The sequence below is a fragment of the Microbispora sp. ZYX-F-249 genome (genome assembly GCF_039649665.1).
GTDB lineage: Bacteria > Actinomycetota > Actinomycetes > Streptosporangiales > Streptosporangiaceae > Microbispora > Microbispora maris.
The window spans coordinates 1-18,036 of the sequence record NZ_JBDJAW010000003.1 but is presented as its reverse complement, the minus strand read 5'-3'; the positions used below and the strand labels follow the sequence as shown (position 1 = coordinate 18,036).

Sequence of the window (18,036 nt, the reverse complement as noted above, 5' to 3'; positions counted from 1 at the left end):
CCCCTATCGGGTCAGAAGAAGACGCTGGTGGGGTTGAGTTCCTCCTCCGTGGCCGGCTGCGTCCGCCAGCCGAGGGCCACCGGGACGTCGTACAGGCGGCCCGGGCCGAGCCGGCGCCAGAAGTGGCGCATCCCGGGAACCAGCACCCGGGCCACGTTGAGCTCCAGGTCCGGCCGGGTCTGGTCGAGCACGATCATCTCCAGCCCGCAGGCGGCGGCGCGGGAGACGCAGGTCTCGACGTCGGCCGCGAGGTCGGCGTCCCGCGGCACCACGTGGTCCGCGAGTGTGCGGGGGCGCTGCTCGGGGTCGGGCAGCAACCAGGGGTCGCTCTCGATGGTGGTCTCCTTCCACCAGCGGAGCGTGGCGATGTCGTCGTCGTGATAGATCGTCTCGCCGTTCTCGTCCCTGCGGCGTACGGAGGGGAGGAACTGGTTGACCTCGGTCAGCGTCCGCAGCGCGGCGATCCGGGGATCGAGGTGGGCGCCGAACCCCACGATGACGTCCTGCACCGGGTGGTCGAGCCGGTGGGAGACGCCGGCGAAGGCCGGCACGCCGAGGTCGGTGGTCAGGTCGAGCAGCCACAGGCTGCGGCCCATGCCGACGTAGAACTCGCGCAACGTGTCGACGTACGGCTCGTTGAGCGAGTCGAGGTCGAAGGCGGGCCTGCGGGCCCGGTTGTACCACCACAGCGCGACCGCGTCCCGCTCCACCACCTCGCAGAACCCCTGCAGGATCGCCTCCTCCAGGGTGTTGCCCGAGGCGCTGCCGTTGGAGTCGCCGACGCAGTAGAAGTGGCGTTCCAGGTCGGGGTGGCCGTACCAGGCGTATCCGGCGGGGATCAGCCGCTCCTCGTCGGCGGTCAGCGACCAGGCCCGCGACCAGTCCAGCGGCAGGTCGGTGCGGAACCGCTCGGGCACCAGGTGCAGCCGGTGCGAGGGGTCGCTGTTCCAGGCGGACCGGTCGCCGTACTGCTTGTCCGAGAACAGCAGCAGGTCGTCCGGGTGGACCGCGAGGCCGTCTCCGATGTCGGCGTAGGCCGCCTTGAGCACCGGCTCCTCGCCCCGCCACACGCCCGAGTAGCGCTCGATCGCCTCGCACAGCGCGCTGACCTTGGCCTGGATCTCGGTCCGGCCCTTGCCGCCGCTCTGCCCGCGCAGGTTACGGCGCAGCAGGTCCATGTTGTCGCCGAGCATCGCGAAGTTGTGACCCGCGGTGAAGCTGTAGGTCACGCCGTTGTCCTCGTCGGCCCACGGGCGCAGGCGGGTGACCGCGCCGAGATAGGGGCTGATGTGCCGCTCGAGCCGGGCGTACGTCGCCGAGGGCTGCTCGACGCGGTAGCCGCCGTCGGTAACGTGCCGGGCGCTCCGCGAGGCCAGCGCCACCTTCGGCTCGCGCTCGCCGATCAGCGCGGGGTCGCCGCACACCGGGCACTGCGGCAGCCGGATCAGCTGGTGCTCGGCGGTGGTGAGCGTGCGCAGGTCGACCGTGATCATCGTGCCCTGCAGCGTCGAGGGTCCGCCGGTGGCGACGGTCCGCACGAGCTCGGCCGCGAGCAGCCCGCCCACGGCGGCCACGCCGCCGGGCAGGGCCTCGCGCACCGGATGGCCCGGCCGCCCGTCGCCCCGCTTGCCCGCCAGGTAACGCTCGACCTGCCGGTTGCCCGCGAGCCGCTGGGACATGCAGGCCCAGCAGCCCGTGTCCCCCGGCCGGAACAGCGGCCCGAGCCAGGCCACGGTGCCGGCCGGCCTGACCAGCACCCAGGGCCGCCCGGCCGCCAGGCACTCGGCGTTGAGCTCCTCCAGGCCCGGGTCCAGGTAGTCGTCGACCACCGCCACGACCATGCCGTCGCCGTGCGGGTCCGTGCGCAGCCCGTGCTCACGCAGCAGCGCCTCGACCGGTCCGGGGTCGACGCCCGTGCCCGCGAACACGCGGAAGGAGGTCTGCTCCAGGGCCGTGACGACGGCCGCGGGGTCGATGCCCTGCGCGTCCCAGAAGGCGAGCACCGGATCGGTCAGGCCCGGCCGGCCCTCGACCAGGTGGCCGGCGGCCTCGTAGCGCCGGATCGCGAGGACCGCCTGGGCCGGTGACAGTTCGCCGGCCAGTGCCTGGACGATGTCCATCACCGTGTGCCGGCCGTCGAGATAGGGAAGGACGCGGCCCGAGCCCGCGCCCCGTACGAGATAGTGCTGGCCTTCCGCCAGAAGGAAGACTTTCGCGTCGTCGAGGACTTCGGTGCTGAAGTGCGCCTTGAGCCGTGGCCGTTCCATGCCCCCGCCATTCACTGGGCGATTAGCCGATGAGCGGAGAATTCCATTGAATTCGGGAAGAAGTAAAGACGTAATCGCCATACGGATATATACGTACGCATCGCCCGCACACCTCGAAATCCGGACCGGTGCGTACGACGATGCGTAGCACCGGCCGCGCGGCGGAATACGTATGCCCCACGGGCCCCGACGACATCGGCCGCCGGCCCGTCGCGGAGATTCGGACACCCGAATCCCCGTCGGCGTACGCGTTCCGGCGACGAACGGCGATTCACCCCAGTCATCGGACCGGAAATCATGACGGAAATCAACCCTACTTGTCGGCGATAGTGTGTTTACTCCGCCGGATTTCACGTATTGACAGAAGGCCGACCCTGTCCGGCATGATCCGTGTGTCGAGAAAAATAAGCATGTGGTCCGGGGGTAGGGATGGCCTCAGGGCGGCCGGTACTACTGCACCGTGACAAGGAGCTAGAGGTCGTCGACGACGTACTGGCCGGGCTCTCCGCTGGGCGGCCGGCCGTACTGGTGATTCAGGGCACCCGGGGAATCGGGAAGACCCGGCTGCTGCACGCGGCGCTCGCACGCAGGCCGGGTGGGGTGGTCCTCAGCGCCCGGGGTCACGCCGACGAGAGCTCCTTCGCGTTCGGCATCGTCCGTCAGTTGTTCGACCCGATGATGAGCGGCTCGGGACGGGCCGATCTCGGCGCCCCCGCCGCCGTCCTCGACGGAGGTGTGCACGCGCCGGCGATGACGGCCGTGCCGTACGACGGGAGCGCACCGGGCGTGCCCGCCACGCTGCTCGACGATCTCTACCGGGCCACCCGCTCGCTGACCGCGGGGCAGCCGCTCATCATCGCGGTCGACGACCTCAACCATGCCGACCCTCAGTCGGCGCAGTGGTGCTCCTACATCGCCAGGCGGCTCGACGGCCTGCCCATCGCGATGATCCTGACCTGCGACGCGAACGACCGCGACGCCGGCGAGACGATCCGCGACATCCTGACGCTGCCGTACGCGCGGTCGCTGAGGCCCTCCGCGCTGTGCCGCAACTGCGCCGCCACGCTCGTCGGGTCGGCGCTCGGCGCTCCCGTGGACGACGAGATCGTGAGCGCCTGTCACCGCCTCACCAAGGGCAACCCGCTGCTCCTGCTGGAGACCGCGGCACGGCTGGCCGCCGCCGACGTCCTGCCGGAACGCTCGGAGCTGCCCAGGGTGCAGCGCATCGGCGCGATCGCGCTGTCGGAGACCGTCCTCGAATGGCTCGGCGGCAGGTATCCATCCCTCCTCACCCTCCTGCAGAGCCTGGCCGTCATCGCGCCGTACGCCGGGCTGGAGACGGCGGCGATGCTGGCCGGGTACGGCGCGGTCGCGGCCGAGGAGGCGGGACAGGCGCTCGCGGGGGCGGGCCTGCTGGAGGGCAGCCCGCCGCAGCGGTTCACACACGACCTCGTCCAGTCGACGATCCTCGCGCGGATGGATCCCCGCGCGCGCGACGAGTTGCACCGGCGGGCGGCCTCGCTGCTGCACCGCCTCGGCTCGCCGCCCCAACGGTCGGCGCGGCACCTGCTGTCGGCCAGTCCCACCGGCGACCCGTGGGCCGTGTCGGTGCTGCGCGAGGCCGCGCGGGAGGCGGTCTCCGAGAACGCCTGGGAGGACGCGACCCGCTACCTCCACCGGGCACTCGCCACGGCCAAGGGCCGGACCGTCCTCCAGGTGACCGCCGAGCTGGGCGCCGTGGAGGTGCACCTCGACATCCCGGCCTGCCTCCGGCACTTCCGCACCGTGACCGCGCTCGCCGACGACGGCGAGCGGGCCGAGTCCCTGGCGCCCTTCGCCACCACCCTGCTCACGCTCAACTCTCCGGAGGCCGCGTCGGCCTTCTGCGACATCGCCCGCGGCCTCGACGACGACCCGGACGGCCGGCTCCCCGACCGCCGCGAGGTGCTGCTGAGGCTCAGCTCGCAGGCACTGCTCACCGGCCAGTCGTACGGCTCACGCGCGGCGATGCGGCACCTCGGCGCCGGCACCAGCGCCGGAGCGCAGGACTACCTCGCCACCGCCGCACTGTCCGGCGCGGCCAGGGGAAAGCACCGCGAGCGCACACTGGCCCTGGCCCGGCGCTGCCTCGACGGGGGCGGGCCGATCCCGCCGACGCTGGTCATCGCACTGCTCTGGGCGGGCCGCCTGGACGAGGCGGCGTACTGGTCGGAGCAGGTGGCCGCCGACGCGCGGGCGCACGCGTCGATGACCGGGCAGGCCCTCGCCGTCACGCTGCTGTCGGACGTCGCCTACCGGAGAGGGGAGCTGCGCGCGTCGCTGGCGCACGCGCGGGAGGCCATCCTCTTCGCCCGGGGGTCGCACGCTCTCGGACTGCACGCCGCCGCCGTGTCCTGTGCGGCCCGCGTGCTCCTCGAACGCGACGAACTCGACGTCGCGCACGCGCTGTTCGACGAGGTCGCCGCGCGCGAGCCGGTGCACCCCTTCCTGCACGGAGCACTGCTGGAGGCCCAGGGCCGGGTCTCGATCGCCAGGGGCGACGTACGCGAAGGGCTGCGGGCCCTGCTGGAGGCAGGGCGGCAACTGCTGTCGGCCGGAGTGGTCAATCCCGCCTGCGGGGGCTGGCGCGGCCAGGCGGCGCTGGCCTACATGCGGCTCGGCCAGCGCGTGACGGCCCGCCGCCTGGCCGAGGAGGAGTTGGAGCTGGCCCGGGCCTGGGGCGTCCCCTACGGCATCGGCCGCGCGCTGAGCACCATGAGCACGACCGCCGAGGGCGATCGCCGCCTCGACCTGCTCACCGAGGCGCTGACCGTGCTCGACGGGCCCGAGGGCGGCGTGGAGCGCCTGCGCGCGATGGTGCGCATGGGCATCGCCCTGCAGGCCGCCGGAGATGCGCGCCGGGCCCACGACACGCTCAGCGAGGCCTACGCGCTCGCCGACGGCCGCGGCGCCGTGCGACTCGCCGCGCTCGCCGAACGCAACCTCGCCGGGGCCGGCGGACGGCCCCGCGTCGGGCATCCCGGTGGCCCCTCGCCCCTGACCGCCGGGGAGATACGGGTCACCGACCTGGTCCTGCGCGGCATGAGCAACCTCCAGGTCGCCACGGAGCTGTCCATCAGCAAGCGGACCGTGGACACCCACCTCGCCCGCATCTACCGCAAGCTGGGCATCCACACGCGGGCCGAGCTGGCGGAGACCATCAAACGGCTGCGCGAACGCCCCACCGGCACCGGCCGCCTGCCCGGCCGGGAGGAATAGGACGGCGGAGCGGTAGCGGCCGGTCACCTCGGGGTCGCTTGACGGGCCGTCGCGCGCGTAATAGAACACGTTTCAGATCGGTGTCGGATCGAGCGAGCGCCGACCACATGTACCGCGCCGACAGGGCGATCATCCCTCTTACCAAGGGCAGCCGAACCCGATTAGGTGGAGCCATGGAAATCAACCTCGTCGACAAGGACCGTTACGCGCACAGCGGGGTGCCGCACGAACAGCTCCACTGGCTCAGGGACAACGCGCCCGTCCACTGGCACGAGGGGCAGGACGACTGGCCCGGATTCTGGGCGATCACCAAGCATGCGGACGTCGTCCACGTCTCCCGCCACTCCGATCTGTTCTCCTCGGCCCGCAAGCTGGCCCTGTTCGACGAGATGCCCGAGGAGCAACGCGAGCTCCAGCGCCTGATGATGCTCAACCAGGACCCGCCCGACCACACCCGGCGCCGCTCACTGGTCAACCGCGGTTTCACCCCGCGCCAGATCGGGCGGCTGGAGGATCACATCCGCGACATCTGCCACGCGCTGATGGACGAGGTCCAGGGCAAGCCCGAGGTCGACTTCGTGCGGGACATCGCCGCGCCGCTCCCGCTGTACGTGATCTGCGAGCTGCTCGGCGCGCCGGTCGAGGACCGGGACAAGATCTTCGAGTGGTCCAACCGCATGATCGGCAGCGACGACCCCGACTACGCCACCAGCCCGGAGGAGGGGCAGGCCGCCGCCCTCGATGTCTACTCCTACGCCCACACTCTGGCCGAGGCCCGCAGGCAGGAACCCCGCGACGACATCGTCACCCGGCTGCTGCAGCCGGACGAGGACGGGCAGACGCTGACCGAGGACGAGTTCGACCTGTTCGTCCTGCTGCTCATCGTGGCGGGCAACGAGACCACCAGGAACGCGGCCTCCGGCGGCATGCTGACCCTCTTCGAGCACCCGGATCAGTGGCAGCGCCTGGTGGACGACCCCTCCCTCGCCAGGACGGCCGCCGACGAGATCGTCCGCTGGGTGTCCCCGGTCAACCTGTTCCGGCGTACGGCCACCGCGGACACCGAGATCCGCGGCCGGAAGATCGCCGAGGGCGACAAGGTGGTGGTCTTCTACGCGTCGGCCAACCGGGACGCCGAGGTGTTCGAGCGGCCCGGCGAGTTCGACATCGGCCGCGACCCCAACCCCCAGATCGGCTTCGGCGGCGGCGGGGCGCACTTCTGCCTCGGCAACCACCTGGCCAAGCTGGAGCTTCGGGTGCTGTTCGAGGTGCTGGCCCAGCGCCTGCCCGGCATCCGGCAGACCGGCGAGGCCAAGCGGCTGAGGTCCTACTTCATCAACGGCATCAAGACCCTGCCCGTCGCCCTCACCCCCTGACCCCCCTCCCCCCCGCGTGATCATGCAATAAGTCGCAAAGATGGCCGGTGAGCAGCACCCTCACCGGCCATGATCTTGCAGTTTGCCGCACAAGGGCCCTCTGACGTGCCACTTCACCCTTCGTGATCTTGCACTTTGTCGCACGCGACCGCGCCGACCTGCGCCTCCCGCCGCCATGATCTTGCACGTTGCTCCCTGCACCTGCCGTAACCTGCGCCGATCCCGTACGGGATCATGCACCGGGTTATCCACAGGACGCGGCGTACGGGCGAAGGAGAGCCGACGCGATGCCGCACGATCTGAGCCATGGAGAAGTATCTTTCGTCCCCGCTCGCCTCCGCGTACGGCCTGAGCCGCAGCGATCTGTCGCGGCTGGTGTCCACCGGCAGGTTCTGGCGGGTCACCCGTGGCGGTCTTTACGCCGGCCCCGACCCACGCGCCCTCGCCGTACGCGCACACGCGCTTGGCATCACGTCCCGGGACGTCGTCGCCTGTCGCAGGACGGCCGCCTGGCTATGGGGGCTCGACGTGCTCTCTCCCGGGAAACGGCAGGACGAGTGGCCTGTCGAGGTCGTCGTACCGAGAGGCGGCCGCACGCCGCCGCGAAGAGCGTACGTCGTCGGACGCCAGAGCGATCGGCTGCCTCCCGGCGACGTGACCTCGGTCGGCGGAGTCACGGTGACGACTCAGGAGCGTACGGCGCTCGACTGCGCCCGATGGCTGCCGCGGCTGGAGGCCGTCGCGGCGCTCGATCAGTTTCTCGCGCGCGGGATTGCCGAGGAGCGGCTGCGCGGGCGAGCGGCGGAGCTCGCCGGCCGGCGGAACGCGAAACGCCTGCGTGAGGTCATCGCCCTCGGCGACGCGGGTGCGCAGAGCCCGCCGGAGAGCTGGGTCAGGGTTCTCGTCGTCGACGCCGGACTGCCCCGGCCGCGTTCTCAGGTCCGTGTCGAGCTGCCGGGAAAACGGGTGGCTTATCTGGACATGGGCATCGAGCGATACCGGGTTGGCATCGAGTACGACGGCCACGACCACCACAGCCGCGCCCAGGACAGGGCGCATGACGAGTGGAGACGAGCGGAGATCCGTCGCCTGGGGTGGCGGCTGGTGATCGTCCGGAAGGACGAGCTGTTCGGCAGCCCCGCGACCTTCCTCGAGCGTGCGGCCGAGCGGCTGTGGGAGAGCGGATGGCGGCCCACTCCGGAAGAGTCGGTACGCCTGCAGCGTCAGCTTCGCCTGCTCGGCAGCCCGGAGGCGCGCTATCGGCGGTACGCGGCATAGGGCGCTTGATCCCCGTGTGACCTGAGAGCCGGTCTCCGCGTACGGCCGGACCGTGCGCGGGGACAGCCATGCCCACCACCAGTGCATGATCACGATCGCCATCGGTGCAGGTCAGGCCGCACAGCGCACAGAAAATTACATGATCACGAAAGGTGAACGCCCAGGTCAGCCCGTCCGCGTGCGACAAACTACAAGATCACGGCCCGGGGGTGGGGGTCAGGGCCAGGAGGAGTCCTGCTCGGGGTCGCCGCCGTCGGCGAGCAGGCGCAGGTCGGCCTCGACCATCATCCCCACGAGCTCCTCGAACGACACCGTCGGCTCCCAGCCGAGCTGCGTGCGGGCCTTCTTCGGGTCCGCGCACAGCAGGTCGACCTCCGCCGGGCGATGCAGGGCCGCGTCACAGACGACGTACCGCTCCCAGTCCAGATCGGCGGCGGCGAACGCCGCCTCGACCAGCTCGCGCACCGAGTGAGTGCGTCCGGTGCCGATGACGTAGTCCTCGGGCTCGGCCGCCGACAGCATCATGTGCATGGCGCGGACGAAGTCGCCGGCGAAGCCCCAGTCGCGGCGCGCCTCCAGGTTGCCCAGGCGCAGTTCCGCGGCCATGCCGAGCTTGATCCGCGCGACGCCGAGCGAGACCTTGCGGGTGACGAACTCGGCCCCGCGCCGGGGCGACTCGTGGTTGAACAGGATCCCCGACACCGCGAACATCCCGTACGACTCGCGGTAGTTCTGCGTGAGGAAGTGGCCGTACGCCTTGGCCACCCCGTACGGCGACCTGGGGTGGAAGGGGGTGCGCTCGGTCTGCGGCGTCTCCCTGACCTGGCCGAACATCTCCGAGGACGACGCCTGGTAGAAGCGGATCTGCCCGGCCGCCGAGCCCCGCGAGGCGGTGATCCCCGAGCAGACGCGGATGGCCTCGAGCACGCGCAGCACGCCCATGCCGGTCACCTCGCCGGTCAGCTCGGCCTGCTCCCAGGACATCGGCACGAACGAGATGGCGCCCAGGTTGTAGACCTCGTCCGGCTGCACCTTCTCCACGGCAGAGATCAGCGACCCCTGGTCGAGCAGGTCGCCGCGGACCAGCCGCACGTCCTGCAGGAGCCGGCGCACCCGCGGGACGCGGGGGTTGGCCTGCCCCCGGACCAGGCCCCAGACCTCGTATCCCTCGCTCAGCAGGTGTTCCGCGAGATAGGAGCCGTCCTGACCGGTGATGCCGGTGATCAGCGCACGCCTGGCCAACGGATCCTCCTCGTAGCGCCCAACTTGGCCTATGAGAGGCGAATGTACCGCCCTGCCTGGCCGTGCCTACATATGCACTACTAGAACGTGTTACACCGAATCTCGTTCGAGTAAGCTAACACCCCAGGTCGGGTGGGGTGAAAGTCGATCGAGGACCCTTTCCACCTCACCTACCCCATCTAAGGTCAAATGGTAGTGTTCCTGGCAGCAGCCCCACGGGGGCACGGCGGGAAACCGGCTGGAAAGGGGTGCCTCTTGGCGGAGAGGCTGCGAGTCGCGCTGCTGTCCTACCGCAGCAAGCCCACCTGTGGCGGCCAGGGGGTGTACCTGCGCCACATCAGCCGCGAGCTCGTCGCTCTGGGCCACCACGTCGAGGTCTTCTCGGGCCAGCCGTACCCGGAGCTGGACGACGGCGTGATCCTCAACAAGGTGCCGAGCCTGGACCTCTACCGCGACGAGGACCCGTTCCGCACGCCGAAGCTCGACGAATACCGCGACTGGATCGACGCGCTCGAGGTCGCCACGATGTGGACGGCCGGCTTCCCCGAGCCGCTGACGTTCAGCCTGCGGGCCTACCGCGAGCTGAAGAGGCGGCGGGGCGACTTCGACGTCGTCCAGGACAACCAGACGCTGGGCTACGGCCTGCTCGGCATCAAGAAGCTGCTCCCCGTGGTCGGCACGATCCACCACCCGATCAGCGTGGACCGGCGGATCGAGCTGAAGGCCGCCAAGGGCTGGAAGCGGCTGTCGATGCGCCGCTGGTACGGCTTCGTGCGCATGCAGAGCATCGTGGCGCCCCGGCTCAGCCCGATCCTGACCGTCAGCGAGTCGTCGCTCGCCGACATCCACCGCGACTTCAACGTGCCGCAGTCCAACATGCGGCTGATCCCGCTCGGCGTCGACACGCGGTTCTTCCACCCCCGGCCGGAACTGCCCAAGCGAAACAACTCGATCGTCGCCGTCGCGAGCGCCGACTCGCCCATGAAGGGCGTGGCGACCCTGCTGCGGGCGGTCGCCAAGCTCGCCACCGAGCGGGACGTGAACCTCACCGTGGTCAGCAGGCCGACGCCGGGCGGACCGACCGAACAGCTTGTCAACGAGCTGTCGCTGCACGACCGCGTGCGGTTCGTGCACGGCATCCCCGACGAGGAGCTGGCCGAGCTGATCGCCACCTCCGAGGTCGCGGTGGTCCCCTCGCTGTACGAGGGGTTCTCGCTGCCGGCCGTCGAGCACATGGCGTGCGGCACGCCGCTGGTCGCCTCGCGTACGGGCGCCCTGCCCGAGGTGGTCGGCGACGCGGCCGTGCAGGTGACGCCGGGCGACCCCGAGGAGCTGTCCGCCGTGCTGCGCCGCCTGCTCGACTCCCCCGAGGAGCGCGCCGAGTTCGGCCGGCGCGGCTACGAGCGCGTCATGGAGCGCTACGCGTGGCCGGTGGTCGCCCGCCGCACGGTCGAGGCCTACCACGAGGCCATCGCCGCCCACACCCCCTCGCGGTGACTCCCCAGAACTTACGAAAGGCAGGCAGCGAGTGCTGACCGTCGACTTCAACCGGCTGCCCGTCGGACCTGGCGACCGTGTCCTCGACCTCGGGGCCGGTGGTGGCCGGCACGCCTTCGAGGTGCTGCGCCGGGGCGCCGACGTGGTCGCCTTCGACATGGACGCCGCCGAGATGGAGAGCGTGGCGGCCATGTTCGCGGCCATGGACAAGGAGGGCGAGGTGCCGGCGGGCGCGACCGGCGACACCGTGGTCGGCGACGCCCTCGACATGCCGTTCCCCGACGCGTCGTTCGACCGCGTCATCGCCGCCGAGGTGCTGGAGCACATCCCCGACGACATGGCCGCGATGCGCGAGATCGTCCGCGTGCTGAAGCCGGGCGGCCGGGCCGCGATCACGGTGCCGAGCTTCCTGCCCGAGAGGATCTGCTGGGCCCTGTCGGAGGACTACCACACGGCCCCTGGCGGACATATCCGGATTTATACGTTGGCGGAGCTCCAGGCCAAGCTGAAGGCCTCCGGGCTCGAGGTCGGCGGCCACCACTACGCCCACGGCCTGCACTCGCCGTACTGGTGGATCAAGTGCGCCGTCGGCGTGAACGACGACGAGCACCCGCTGGCCAAGGCCTACCACGAGCTTCTCGTCTGGGACATCATGAAGCGCCCCCTCGCCACCCGGCTGGCCGAGGCCGTGCTCAACCCCCTGATCGGCAAGAGCGTGGTGGTCTACGTCCGGAAGCCGGCATGAGGCGGGTGCCGGACGTTCCGGGGATCATCACCGCCGAGCAGGTCGTCCGTACGGCCGAGAGCATCGCCGCCATCCAGGACGACCAGGGCGGCGTGCCCTGGCCCGAGGGCCACATCGACGCGTGGAACCACATCGAGTGCCTGATGGCGCTGACCGTCGCCGGGTTACGCCCCGAAGCCCGCAAGGGCTACGACTGGCTCGTGCGGCACCAGCGCCCGGACGGCTCCTGGCCGATGAAGGTGCGCGACGGCGAGCCCGCCGAGGCGGCCGGGGAGTCCAACCACGCGGCGTACATCGCGGTGGGGGTCTGGCACGACCTGCTGGTGACCGGCGACGAGGACTTCGCCCGGTCGATGTGGCCGGTGGTGACCCGGGCCCTCGACTTCGTGATCGGCCTGCAGACCGCGCGCGGCGAGGTGCTGTGGCAGCGCGACGCCGAGGGCCGCCCGGCGGAGTACGCCCTGCTCACCGGGTCCTCGTCGATTCACCAGGGCCTGCGGTGCGGGGCGCTGCTCGCCGAGCGGCTGGGCGACCCGCAGCCCGACTGGGAGCTCGCCGCCGACCAGCTCGGCCACGTGATCGCCGGCCACCCGGAGGCGTTCGCCGACAAGAGCCGGTTCTCGATGGACTGGTACTACCCCGTGCTCGGCGGCGCCGTACGCGGTACGGCGGCGGTCCGGCGCCTCGACCTGGGGTGGGACACCTTCGTCGTGCCCGGCCTCGGCGCGCGCTGCGTCTCCGACCAGCCCTGGGTGACCGGCGCGGAGTCGTGCGAACTGGTGCTCGCGCTCGACGCCGCCGGGCTACGGGAGCGCGCACTGGCGGTGTTCGCCGACATGCAGCACCTGCGCCACGCGGACGGTTCCTACTGGACCGGCTGGCAGTTCGTGAACGAGCGGCACTTCCCCAACGAGCGGTCGGGCTACACGGCCGCCGCGGTGGTCCTCGCCGCGGACGCCCTCGCCCGCGCGACCCCCGGCTCGGGGATCTTCCGCGACGCCGGCGGCCGGCAGGCCCGCAGCACCGGCGAGTGCGGCTGCGAGCGCGCCCGCGCCTGACCGGCCGGCCGCGCCCGGCTTTCAGCCGTCGAAGCGGCCGCGGGATGCCTCGATGTCACCGAGGTACCGGTGGGTCCAGTCGCACATCCCGTCGACGACCGGTCGCAGCGCCCGGCCCGGCTCGGTGAGGGTGTAGTCGACCCGCGGCGGCACGGTGGGGTGCACGGTCCGCTCGACCAGGCCGTTGCGCTCCAGCATGCGCAGATTCTGGGTGAGCATCTTGTGGCTGATGCCCTCGATCTCGTCGCGCAACTCGCTGAAGCGCCGGGTGCGATCACCGATGGACTCGATGATCAGCAACGCCCACTTGTTGGCGATGTCCGAGAAGATCTCCCGCGCCAGAGAGTCCGCGCGCGTGAGGTCCGCATCCTCCGGCGAGCCGCTGAACTGCTTGGTCACCATGAGGTTCCCCTGTCACTGAAAAGTGCGTTCTTCCTTGTCAGCGGTCACTCTCCTACAGTTCCTGAGTAACCACAAGAGACTAACGAGGAGGTGGGCAGCATGGCCCTCACTCTGCTGAACCCCGCAGGGCTGCCGGAGATCGACGCCTACCGGCAGGTGTCGGTCGCGACCGGGTCGAAGCTGGTCTTCGTCGCCGGACAGGTCGCCTGGGACGCCGACGGGGTGACGATCGGCGAAGGCGACCTCGCCGCACAGGTCGAGCAGTGTTATCTGAACGTCGCCACCGCTCTGGCCGGGGCCGGCGCTTCCTTCGCCGACGTGGCGAAACTGACCGTCTACGTCGTCGACTGGACTCCCGCCAAGATGCCGCTGTTCCTGGAGGGGGTCGCCCGGGCCTCCGCAAAGCTGGGGGTCACCCCGGTGCCGCCCGGCACGCTGCTGGGCGTCGCGGCGCTGGACGTACCCGAGCATCTGGTCGAGGTCGAGGCCGTCGCGGTCATCGAGTGAGCGCGCCCGGCCGCGTACGCCGTCAGAGGCGTTCCAGCACGCGCAGGGAGCCGGTCACGCGCACCTCGCGGAAGGCGCCCGACTCCAGCGCGCGCAGGTAGACCCGGTACGGCGCCTGCCCGCCTTCGGCCGGGTCGGGATAGATGTCGTGGAAGACCAGCGCGCCGCCCCGCATCACGTGCGGCGCCCATCCCTCGTAGTCGGCCGTCACCGGCTCCTCCGAGTGGGCGCCGTCGATGAACAGCACGGCCAGCGGGGTCGACCAGTGCCGGGCGACCGTCGCCGAGGCGCCCACGACCGCGATCACCTCGTCCTCCAGGCCGGCGGCGGCGATCGTGTCGCGGAAGAACGGCAGCGAGTCCATCCGCCCGGTCCTCGGGTCCACCAGCTCGGGATCGTGGTGCGGCCAGCCCGGCTGGATCTCCTCCGATCCCCTGTGGTGGTCCACGGTGAAGACCACCGTGCCCGCCCGCCGTGCCCCGGCGCCCAGGTAGATCGCCGACTTGCCGCAGTACGTACCGATCTCGCAGATCGGGCCGCGGGAGCCGTACGCGCAGGCGGTCTCGTACAGCGCCTCGCCCTCGGCGGGCGGCATGAAACCGCGCGCCTCCTCGGCGGCGCGGCGCAGGTCGTCGGGCATCGGAGTCAGCATGAGCCGCACCCTACCCGGGCGACCCGAATGATGTTCGGACAGCCCCTTGTCCGCCCTGATGCAACGTGTTCTACTTTGCTTCGTGAATCAGCGTGCGCGCATCGCGATGAGCGAAGAAGAGATCGCCGAGCTCCTGCGGGCCGCCGGCAAGCTCCAGCTCGCCACCGTCAACCCCGACGGCACGCCTCATCTGGTCACGATGTTCTACGGGCTCGACGACGGCGATGTCACGTTCTGGACGTACGCCAAGTCGCAGAAGGCCCGCAACATCGCGCGGGACCCGCGGGTGAGCTGCCTGATCGAGACCGGGGACGACTACGCGCAGCTGCGCGGCGTGCTCGTCTACGGCAAGGCGCGGCTGGTCGACGACCCCGCGGCCGTCCTGGAGGCCGGGCTGGGCATCGTCGGGCGCATGGCCGGAGGGCCCGTCGACGATCCCGGGATGCGGGAGTACGTCGAGCACACCGCGCGCAAGCGTGTGGCCTACGTGGTCAAGCCGGTTCGCGTCGTCTCCTGGGACCACCGCAAGCTCGGCGATAACGTGTGAACTCCAGCGCGACGTGACGCACAGGAGGAGAACGCGCCATGAAGATCAAGGTCGATTACGACGTGTGCGAGGCCAACGCCGTCTGCATGGGCCTGGCGCCGGAGGTCTTCGAGGTCGACGACGACGACAACCTCCACGTGCTGATGCCCGAGCCGCCCGCCGAACTGCTCGACCGGGTCCGCCACGCGGTCCGGTCCTGTCCCAAGGCCGCGCTGTCGCTCGACGACGACTGACCGCGCGGCACTCCACCCCCGGAAAGACCAGGAGGTCCCCATGCGCGGCGCGCTTCTGCACGCGGTCGGCGACGAAAAGCTCGACATCAGAGACGACTTCACGCTGACGCCGGTGGGCCCGGGTGACGTCCGGGTGCGGGTCAGGGCCACCGGTGTCTGCCACTCCGATCTCTCGGTGCTCACCGGGGTGCTCCCGCAGCCGCTCCCGATCATTCCCGGCCACGAGGGTGCGGGCGAGGTCGTCGAGGTGGGCGACGGCGTCACCACCGTGCAGCCGGGCGACCACGTCATCATCAACTGGACGCCCGCCTGCGGCGACTGCCCGAGCTGCACCGTCGGCCAGCCGAACCTCTGCATGACGTACATGATGAAGAGCTTCGCCGAGCCCCGCTTCCGGTTCGGCGGCGAGACCCCGGCGTTCGGCATGGCCGGGTGCGGCACCTGGGCCGAGGAGATCATCGTGCCCTGGCAGGGCGCGATCAAGGTGGACTCGGACGTGCCGTACGAGGCGGCGGCGCTGATCGGCTGCGGCATCACGACGGGCGTCGGCGCGGTGCTCAACACCGCGAAGGTGCGCCCCGGCGCGACCGTGGCGGTCGTCGGCTGCGGCGGCGTCGGCCTGTCGGTGATCCAGGGCGCCCGCATCTCCGGCGCGACCACGATCCTCGCGATCGACCCGCTGGAGTCCAAGCACGCGCTCGCGAAGAAGGTGGGCGCCACCCACGCCTGCACCCCCGACCAGCTCATGGACGCCATCAGCACACTGACCGGCGGCCAGGGCTTCGACCACGGCTTCGAAGTGGTCGGCAAGTCGGCCGCCATCATGACGGCCTGGCAGGCGACGCGGCGCGGCGGCGACGTCATCGTCGTCGGCGCGGGCGCCATGGACGACCAGGTGCCGCTGACCGCCTTCTCCCTGCTGTTCGAGGGCAAGAACATCCTCAGCTCGCTGTACGGCGACGCCGACGTCCGCCGGGACTTCCCGCGCTTCGTGAACCTCTACAAGGCGGGCAAGCTCGACCTGGAGAGCATGATCAGCTCCCGGATCAGGATCGGCGACCTGAACGAGGCCGTCGCCGCCCTGCGCGGTGGCGAGGTGCTGCGGCAGATCGTGCTGTTCGACTGATCCCTCCTTCGCCGGAGATCTCCCTGCCTGCGGGGATATCTCCGGCGGACCCGGGTAGCCAGACCGGCGTCATGCAGACGTTCCTGCCGTACCCGGACTTCGCGGCCACCGCCCGCGTCCTCGACCCGCTCCGCCTCGGCAAGCAGCGGGTCGAGGCCCTGCAGGTCCTGCGTACGCTGACCATCCCGGGGTACGGCTGGCGGCACCATCCGGTGGCGCACATGTGGGCCGGCTACGAGGAGGCCCTGGTCCGCTACGGCCTGGAGATCGTCGCGGCCTGGTGTGACCTGGGCCGCGCCGACACCTGCGCCGGGACGATGAGCAGGGAGCTGCTCGAGTGCCGGGGCATCGAGGCACCCCGCACCCAGGCGGCCCTCGCGGAGGCGGGCGAACTGCCGCCATGGCTCGGCGACCCCGCCCTCCACCTCAGTCACCGATCTGCCCTGCTGCGCAAGGATCCGGACTTCTACGGCCCGAAGTTCCCCGGCGACCCCGACGACCTTCCCTACGTCTGGCCCGACTCCGACCGCGTCAACGCCCTGCTCCCGCCCCGCCGCACCTCCTAGCGTTCCCGGCGAACCTGTAGATTGCCGCCGGTCGAGGCGGTCGCGGAGTTCTGCGCGGAACTCAGGGAATCGTGCCTGCCCGCCGATCCCGAGCAGGTCGTCGGCGTCACCAGTGGAAGCTGGCCGGAGGCGTTTCGCGTGCTGCACGCGGCGATCCCGGCGACCCCCTCGATCGTCGTCGTCGACGAGATGCCCTGGCTGACGGAACAGGACGACCTGTTCGACGGCGCGCTGCAGAAAGCCTGGGACAGGTTCCTGTCCACCAAGCCCGTTTTCCTGCTTCTCCTCGGCAGCGACCTTCACACGATGGAGCGGCTGACCGCCTACGACCGGCCCTTCTACGGGCGCGCCGACACCATGGCGCTCGACCCGCTCGATCCTGCGGAGACCGCCGGGGCGCTCGGGCTGACCGGAGGTGACGCCGTCGAGGCGTACCTCGCCAGCGGAGGGCTGCCCGGGGTCCTGCGCGCCTGGCCGCACGGCACTCCCCCGATGGAGTTCATCCGGCAGGAGTGCGAGGACCCCGCGTCCGCCCTCTTCGGCGTGCCCGAATCCGTCCTGCTCGCCGAGTTCCCCTCGCCCGATCAGGCCCGCCGGGTGCTGGAAGCGGTCGGCGGCGGCGACAGGACCCACGCCGCCATCGCCGCGACGGCGGGCGGACGCGAGGGCCCGCTGCAGTCCGGGTCGCTCTCCCCCCTCCTGCGCAGGCTCACCGGCGAAAAGCGCGTCCTGGCGATGGACGAACCGCTGTCCGTCCAGCCCGGCAAGCCGGCGCTGTACCGCATACGGGACCACAACCTGCGGATGTACCTGGGCGTCCTGCGCGCCGCGGCCGAACATTCCCGCCGCGGACGCCCCGACCTCGCCTTCCGGCTCGTACGGCGACGCTGGGCGAGTCTGCGCGGCCGGGCCGTCGAACCGGTGATCAGACAGGCCCTGGACATGGCCGCCACGGCGGGAGAACTGCCCTGGCCGGACGCGGAGGCCGTCGGCGGCTGGTGGAACCGCCGGTTCTCTCCGGAGGTGGATCTGGTCGGCGCGGACCGGGCGCCGGTGGCGCGGCGGGTGCTGTTCGCGGGCTCCGTCAAGTGGCTCGGCACGCCGTTCGACGGACACGATCTGGCCGCGTTGCGCCGCGACGCCGCTCAGGTGCCGGGCTTCGACCCGGAGACGGGCGGCCTCGCGGTGGTGTCACTGTCCGGAATCCGGCCCGACGTGGAGGGCGTCGGCCTCGCGTGGAACGCCGACGACGTGATGGCGGCGTGAGGGTGAGGGCATGCCT

Annotated in this window: 16 protein-coding genes; 12 read left to right on the top strand and 4 right to left on the bottom strand. The window is 71.0% G+C overall.

Going from position 1 to position 18,036, the window contains the following annotated elements; genetic code table 11:
- Positions 1-11: 11 nt before the first annotated feature.
- A complete protein-coding gene (locus tag AAH991_RS04585) occupies positions 12-2,267 on the bottom strand; it encodes a TOMM precursor leader peptide-binding protein (protein ID WP_346224473.1) in 2,256 nt (751 codons plus the stop codon).
- Positions 2,268-2,696: 429 nt separating this feature from the next.
- Here AAH991_RS04585 and AAH991_RS04580 point away from each other — a divergent pair, with 429 nt between their 5' ends.
- From AAH991_RS04580 to AAH991_RS04570, 3 genes are all read left to right on the top strand, one after another.
- A complete protein-coding gene (locus AAH991_RS04580) occupies positions 2,697-5,525 on the top strand; it encodes an ATP-binding protein (RefSeq protein WP_346224472.1) in 2,829 nt (942 codons plus the stop codon).
- 173 nt (positions 5,526-5,698) lie between these two features.
- Positions 5,699-6,901, top strand: a complete 1,203-nt coding sequence (locus tag AAH991_RS04575; protein ID WP_346224471.1) for a cytochrome P450 — start codon at positions 5,699-5,701, stop codon at positions 6,899-6,901.
- A gap of 306 nt (positions 6,902-7,207) precedes the next feature.
- The gene (locus AAH991_RS04570) at positions 7,208-8,179 is read left to right on the top strand and encodes a type IV toxin-antitoxin system AbiEi family antitoxin (protein ID WP_346224470.1); all 972 of its coding nucleotides are present in this window, start codon (positions 7,208-7,210) and stop codon (positions 8,177-8,179) included.
- A gap of 216 nt (positions 8,180-8,395) precedes the next feature.
- Here the strand turns inward: AAH991_RS04570 and AAH991_RS04565 are convergent, their stop codons facing one another.
- On the bottom strand, positions 8,396-9,421 hold the full coding sequence (locus AAH991_RS04565; RefSeq protein WP_346224469.1) for a GDP-mannose 4,6-dehydratase: 1,026 nt from the start codon (positions 9,419-9,421) through the stop codon (positions 8,396-8,398).
- Positions 9,422-9,676: 255 nt separating this feature from the next.
- Here AAH991_RS04565 and AAH991_RS04560 point away from each other — a divergent pair, with 255 nt between their 5' ends.
- From AAH991_RS04560 to AAH991_RS04550, 3 genes are read left to right on the top strand one after another with little or no spacing between them, the layout of a single operon-like run.
- The gene (locus AAH991_RS04560; RefSeq protein WP_346224468.1) at positions 9,677-10,918 is read left to right on the top strand and encodes a glycosyltransferase family 4 protein; all 1,242 of its coding nucleotides are present in this window, start codon (positions 9,677-9,679) and stop codon (positions 10,916-10,918) included.
- A 31-nt stretch (positions 10,919-10,949) separates the two neighbouring features.
- Positions 10,950-11,663 (top strand): class I SAM-dependent methyltransferase, encoded by a 714-nt coding sequence (locus AAH991_RS04555; protein ID WP_346224467.1) that lies wholly within the window; start codon positions 10,950-10,952, stop codon positions 11,661-11,663.
- Complete coding sequence (locus tag AAH991_RS04550; protein ID WP_346224466.1) at positions 11,660-12,721, top strand: prenyltransferase; 1,062 nt, start codon at positions 11,660-11,662, stop codon at positions 12,719-12,721. The genes AAH991_RS04555 and AAH991_RS04550 overlap by 4 nt, the downstream gene beginning before the upstream one ends.
- Before the next feature lie 21 nt (positions 12,722-12,742).
- On the opposite strand, the gene AAH991_RS04545 is transcribed toward AAH991_RS04550, so the two are convergent.
- Complete coding sequence (locus AAH991_RS04545) at positions 12,743-13,123, bottom strand: winged helix-turn-helix transcriptional regulator (protein WP_346224465.1); 381 nt, start codon at positions 13,121-13,123, stop codon at positions 12,743-12,745.
- A gap of 99 nt (positions 13,124-13,222) precedes the next feature.
- Here AAH991_RS04545 and AAH991_RS04540 point away from each other — a divergent pair, with 99 nt between their 5' ends.
- Positions 13,223-13,630, top strand: a complete 408-nt coding sequence (locus tag AAH991_RS04540; RefSeq protein ID WP_346224464.1) for a RidA family protein — start codon at positions 13,223-13,225, stop codon at positions 13,628-13,630.
- 22 nt (positions 13,631-13,652) lie between these two features.
- Here the strand turns inward: AAH991_RS04540 and AAH991_RS04535 are convergent, their stop codons facing one another.
- On the bottom strand, positions 13,653-14,282 hold the full coding sequence (locus AAH991_RS04535; RefSeq protein ID WP_346224463.1) for a class I SAM-dependent methyltransferase: 630 nt from the start codon (positions 14,280-14,282) through the stop codon (positions 13,653-13,655).
- An 82-nt stretch (positions 14,283-14,364) separates the two neighbouring features.
- Here AAH991_RS04535 and AAH991_RS04530 point away from each other — a divergent pair, with 82 nt between their 5' ends.
- The 5 genes from AAH991_RS04530 to AAH991_RS04510 all read left to right on the top strand — a co-directional run bounded on the left by AAH991_RS04530 (position 14,365) and on the right by AAH991_RS04510 (position 18,020).
- Positions 14,365-14,829, top strand: a complete 465-nt coding sequence (locus AAH991_RS04530; RefSeq protein WP_346224462.1) for a pyridoxamine 5'-phosphate oxidase family protein — start codon at positions 14,365-14,367, stop codon at positions 14,827-14,829.
- Positions 14,830-14,867: 38 nt separating this feature from the next.
- Positions 14,868-15,062 (top strand): ferredoxin, encoded by a 195-nt coding sequence (locus AAH991_RS04525; RefSeq protein WP_346224461.1) that lies wholly within the window; start codon positions 14,868-14,870, stop codon positions 15,060-15,062.
- Positions 15,063-15,102: 40 nt separating this feature from the next.
- Positions 15,103-16,188: a Zn-dependent alcohol dehydrogenase gene (locus AAH991_RS04520; RefSeq protein ID WP_346224460.1), complete on the top strand. Its 1,086-nt coding sequence runs from the start codon at positions 15,103-15,105 to the stop codon at positions 16,186-16,188.
- 71 nt (positions 16,189-16,259) lie between these two features.
- Positions 16,260-16,754, top strand: coding sequence for an MSMEG_6728 family protein (locus AAH991_RS04515; protein WP_346224459.1), 495 nt, complete (start codon positions 16,260-16,262; stop codon positions 16,752-16,754).
- 21 nt (positions 16,755-16,775) lie between these two features.
- Positions 16,776-18,020 carry an AAA family ATPase gene (locus AAH991_RS04510; protein ID WP_346224458.1) on the top strand — a complete coding sequence of 415 codons (1,245 nt, stop codon included), beginning with the start codon at positions 16,776-16,778 and terminating at the stop codon, positions 18,018-18,020.
- The last annotated feature ends 16 nt before the right edge of the window (positions 18,021-18,036 follow it).

What these genes read in the sequence shown, in the direction of transcription:
- AAH991_RS04540 (WP_346224464.1), top strand. Translation starts at nt 13,223, where the DNA reads ATGGCCCTCACTCTGCTGAACCCCGCAGGGCTGCCGGAGATCGACGCC.
- AAH991_RS04580 (WP_346224472.1), top strand. Translation starts at nt 2,697, where the DNA reads ATGGCCTCAGGGCGGCCGGTACTACTGCACCGTGACAAGGAGCTAGAG.
- AAH991_RS04515 (WP_346224459.1), top strand. Translation starts at nt 16,260, where the DNA reads ATGCAGACGTTCCTGCCGTACCCGGACTTCGCGGCCACCGCCCGCGTC.
- AAH991_RS04575 (WP_346224471.1), top strand. Translation starts at nt 5,699, where the DNA reads ATGGAAATCAACCTCGTCGACAAGGACCGTTACGCGCACAGCGGGGTG.
- AAH991_RS04520 (WP_346224460.1), top strand. Translation starts at nt 15,103, where the DNA reads ATGCGCGGCGCGCTTCTGCACGCGGTCGGCGACGAAAAGCTCGACATC.
- AAH991_RS04585 (WP_346224473.1), bottom strand. Translation starts at nt 2,267, where the DNA reads ATGGAACGGCCACGGCTCAAGGCGCACTTCAGCACCGAAGTCCTCGAC.
- AAH991_RS04570 (WP_346224470.1), top strand. Translation starts at nt 7,208, where the DNA reads ATGGAGAAGTATCTTTCGTCCCCGCTCGCCTCCGCGTACGGCCTGAGC.
- AAH991_RS04545 (WP_346224465.1), bottom strand. Translation starts at nt 13,123, where the DNA reads ATGGTGACCAAGCAGTTCAGCGGCTCGCCGGAGGATGCGGACCTCACG.
- AAH991_RS04550 (WP_346224466.1), top strand. Translation starts at nt 11,660, where the DNA reads ATGAGGCGGGTGCCGGACGTTCCGGGGATCATCACCGCCGAGCAGGTC.
- AAH991_RS04525 (WP_346224461.1), top strand. Translation starts at nt 14,868, where the DNA reads ATGAAGATCAAGGTCGATTACGACGTGTGCGAGGCCAACGCCGTCTGC.
- AAH991_RS04535 (WP_346224463.1), bottom strand. Translation starts at nt 14,282, where the DNA reads ATGCTGACTCCGATGCCCGACGACCTGCGCCGCGCCGCCGAGGAGGCG.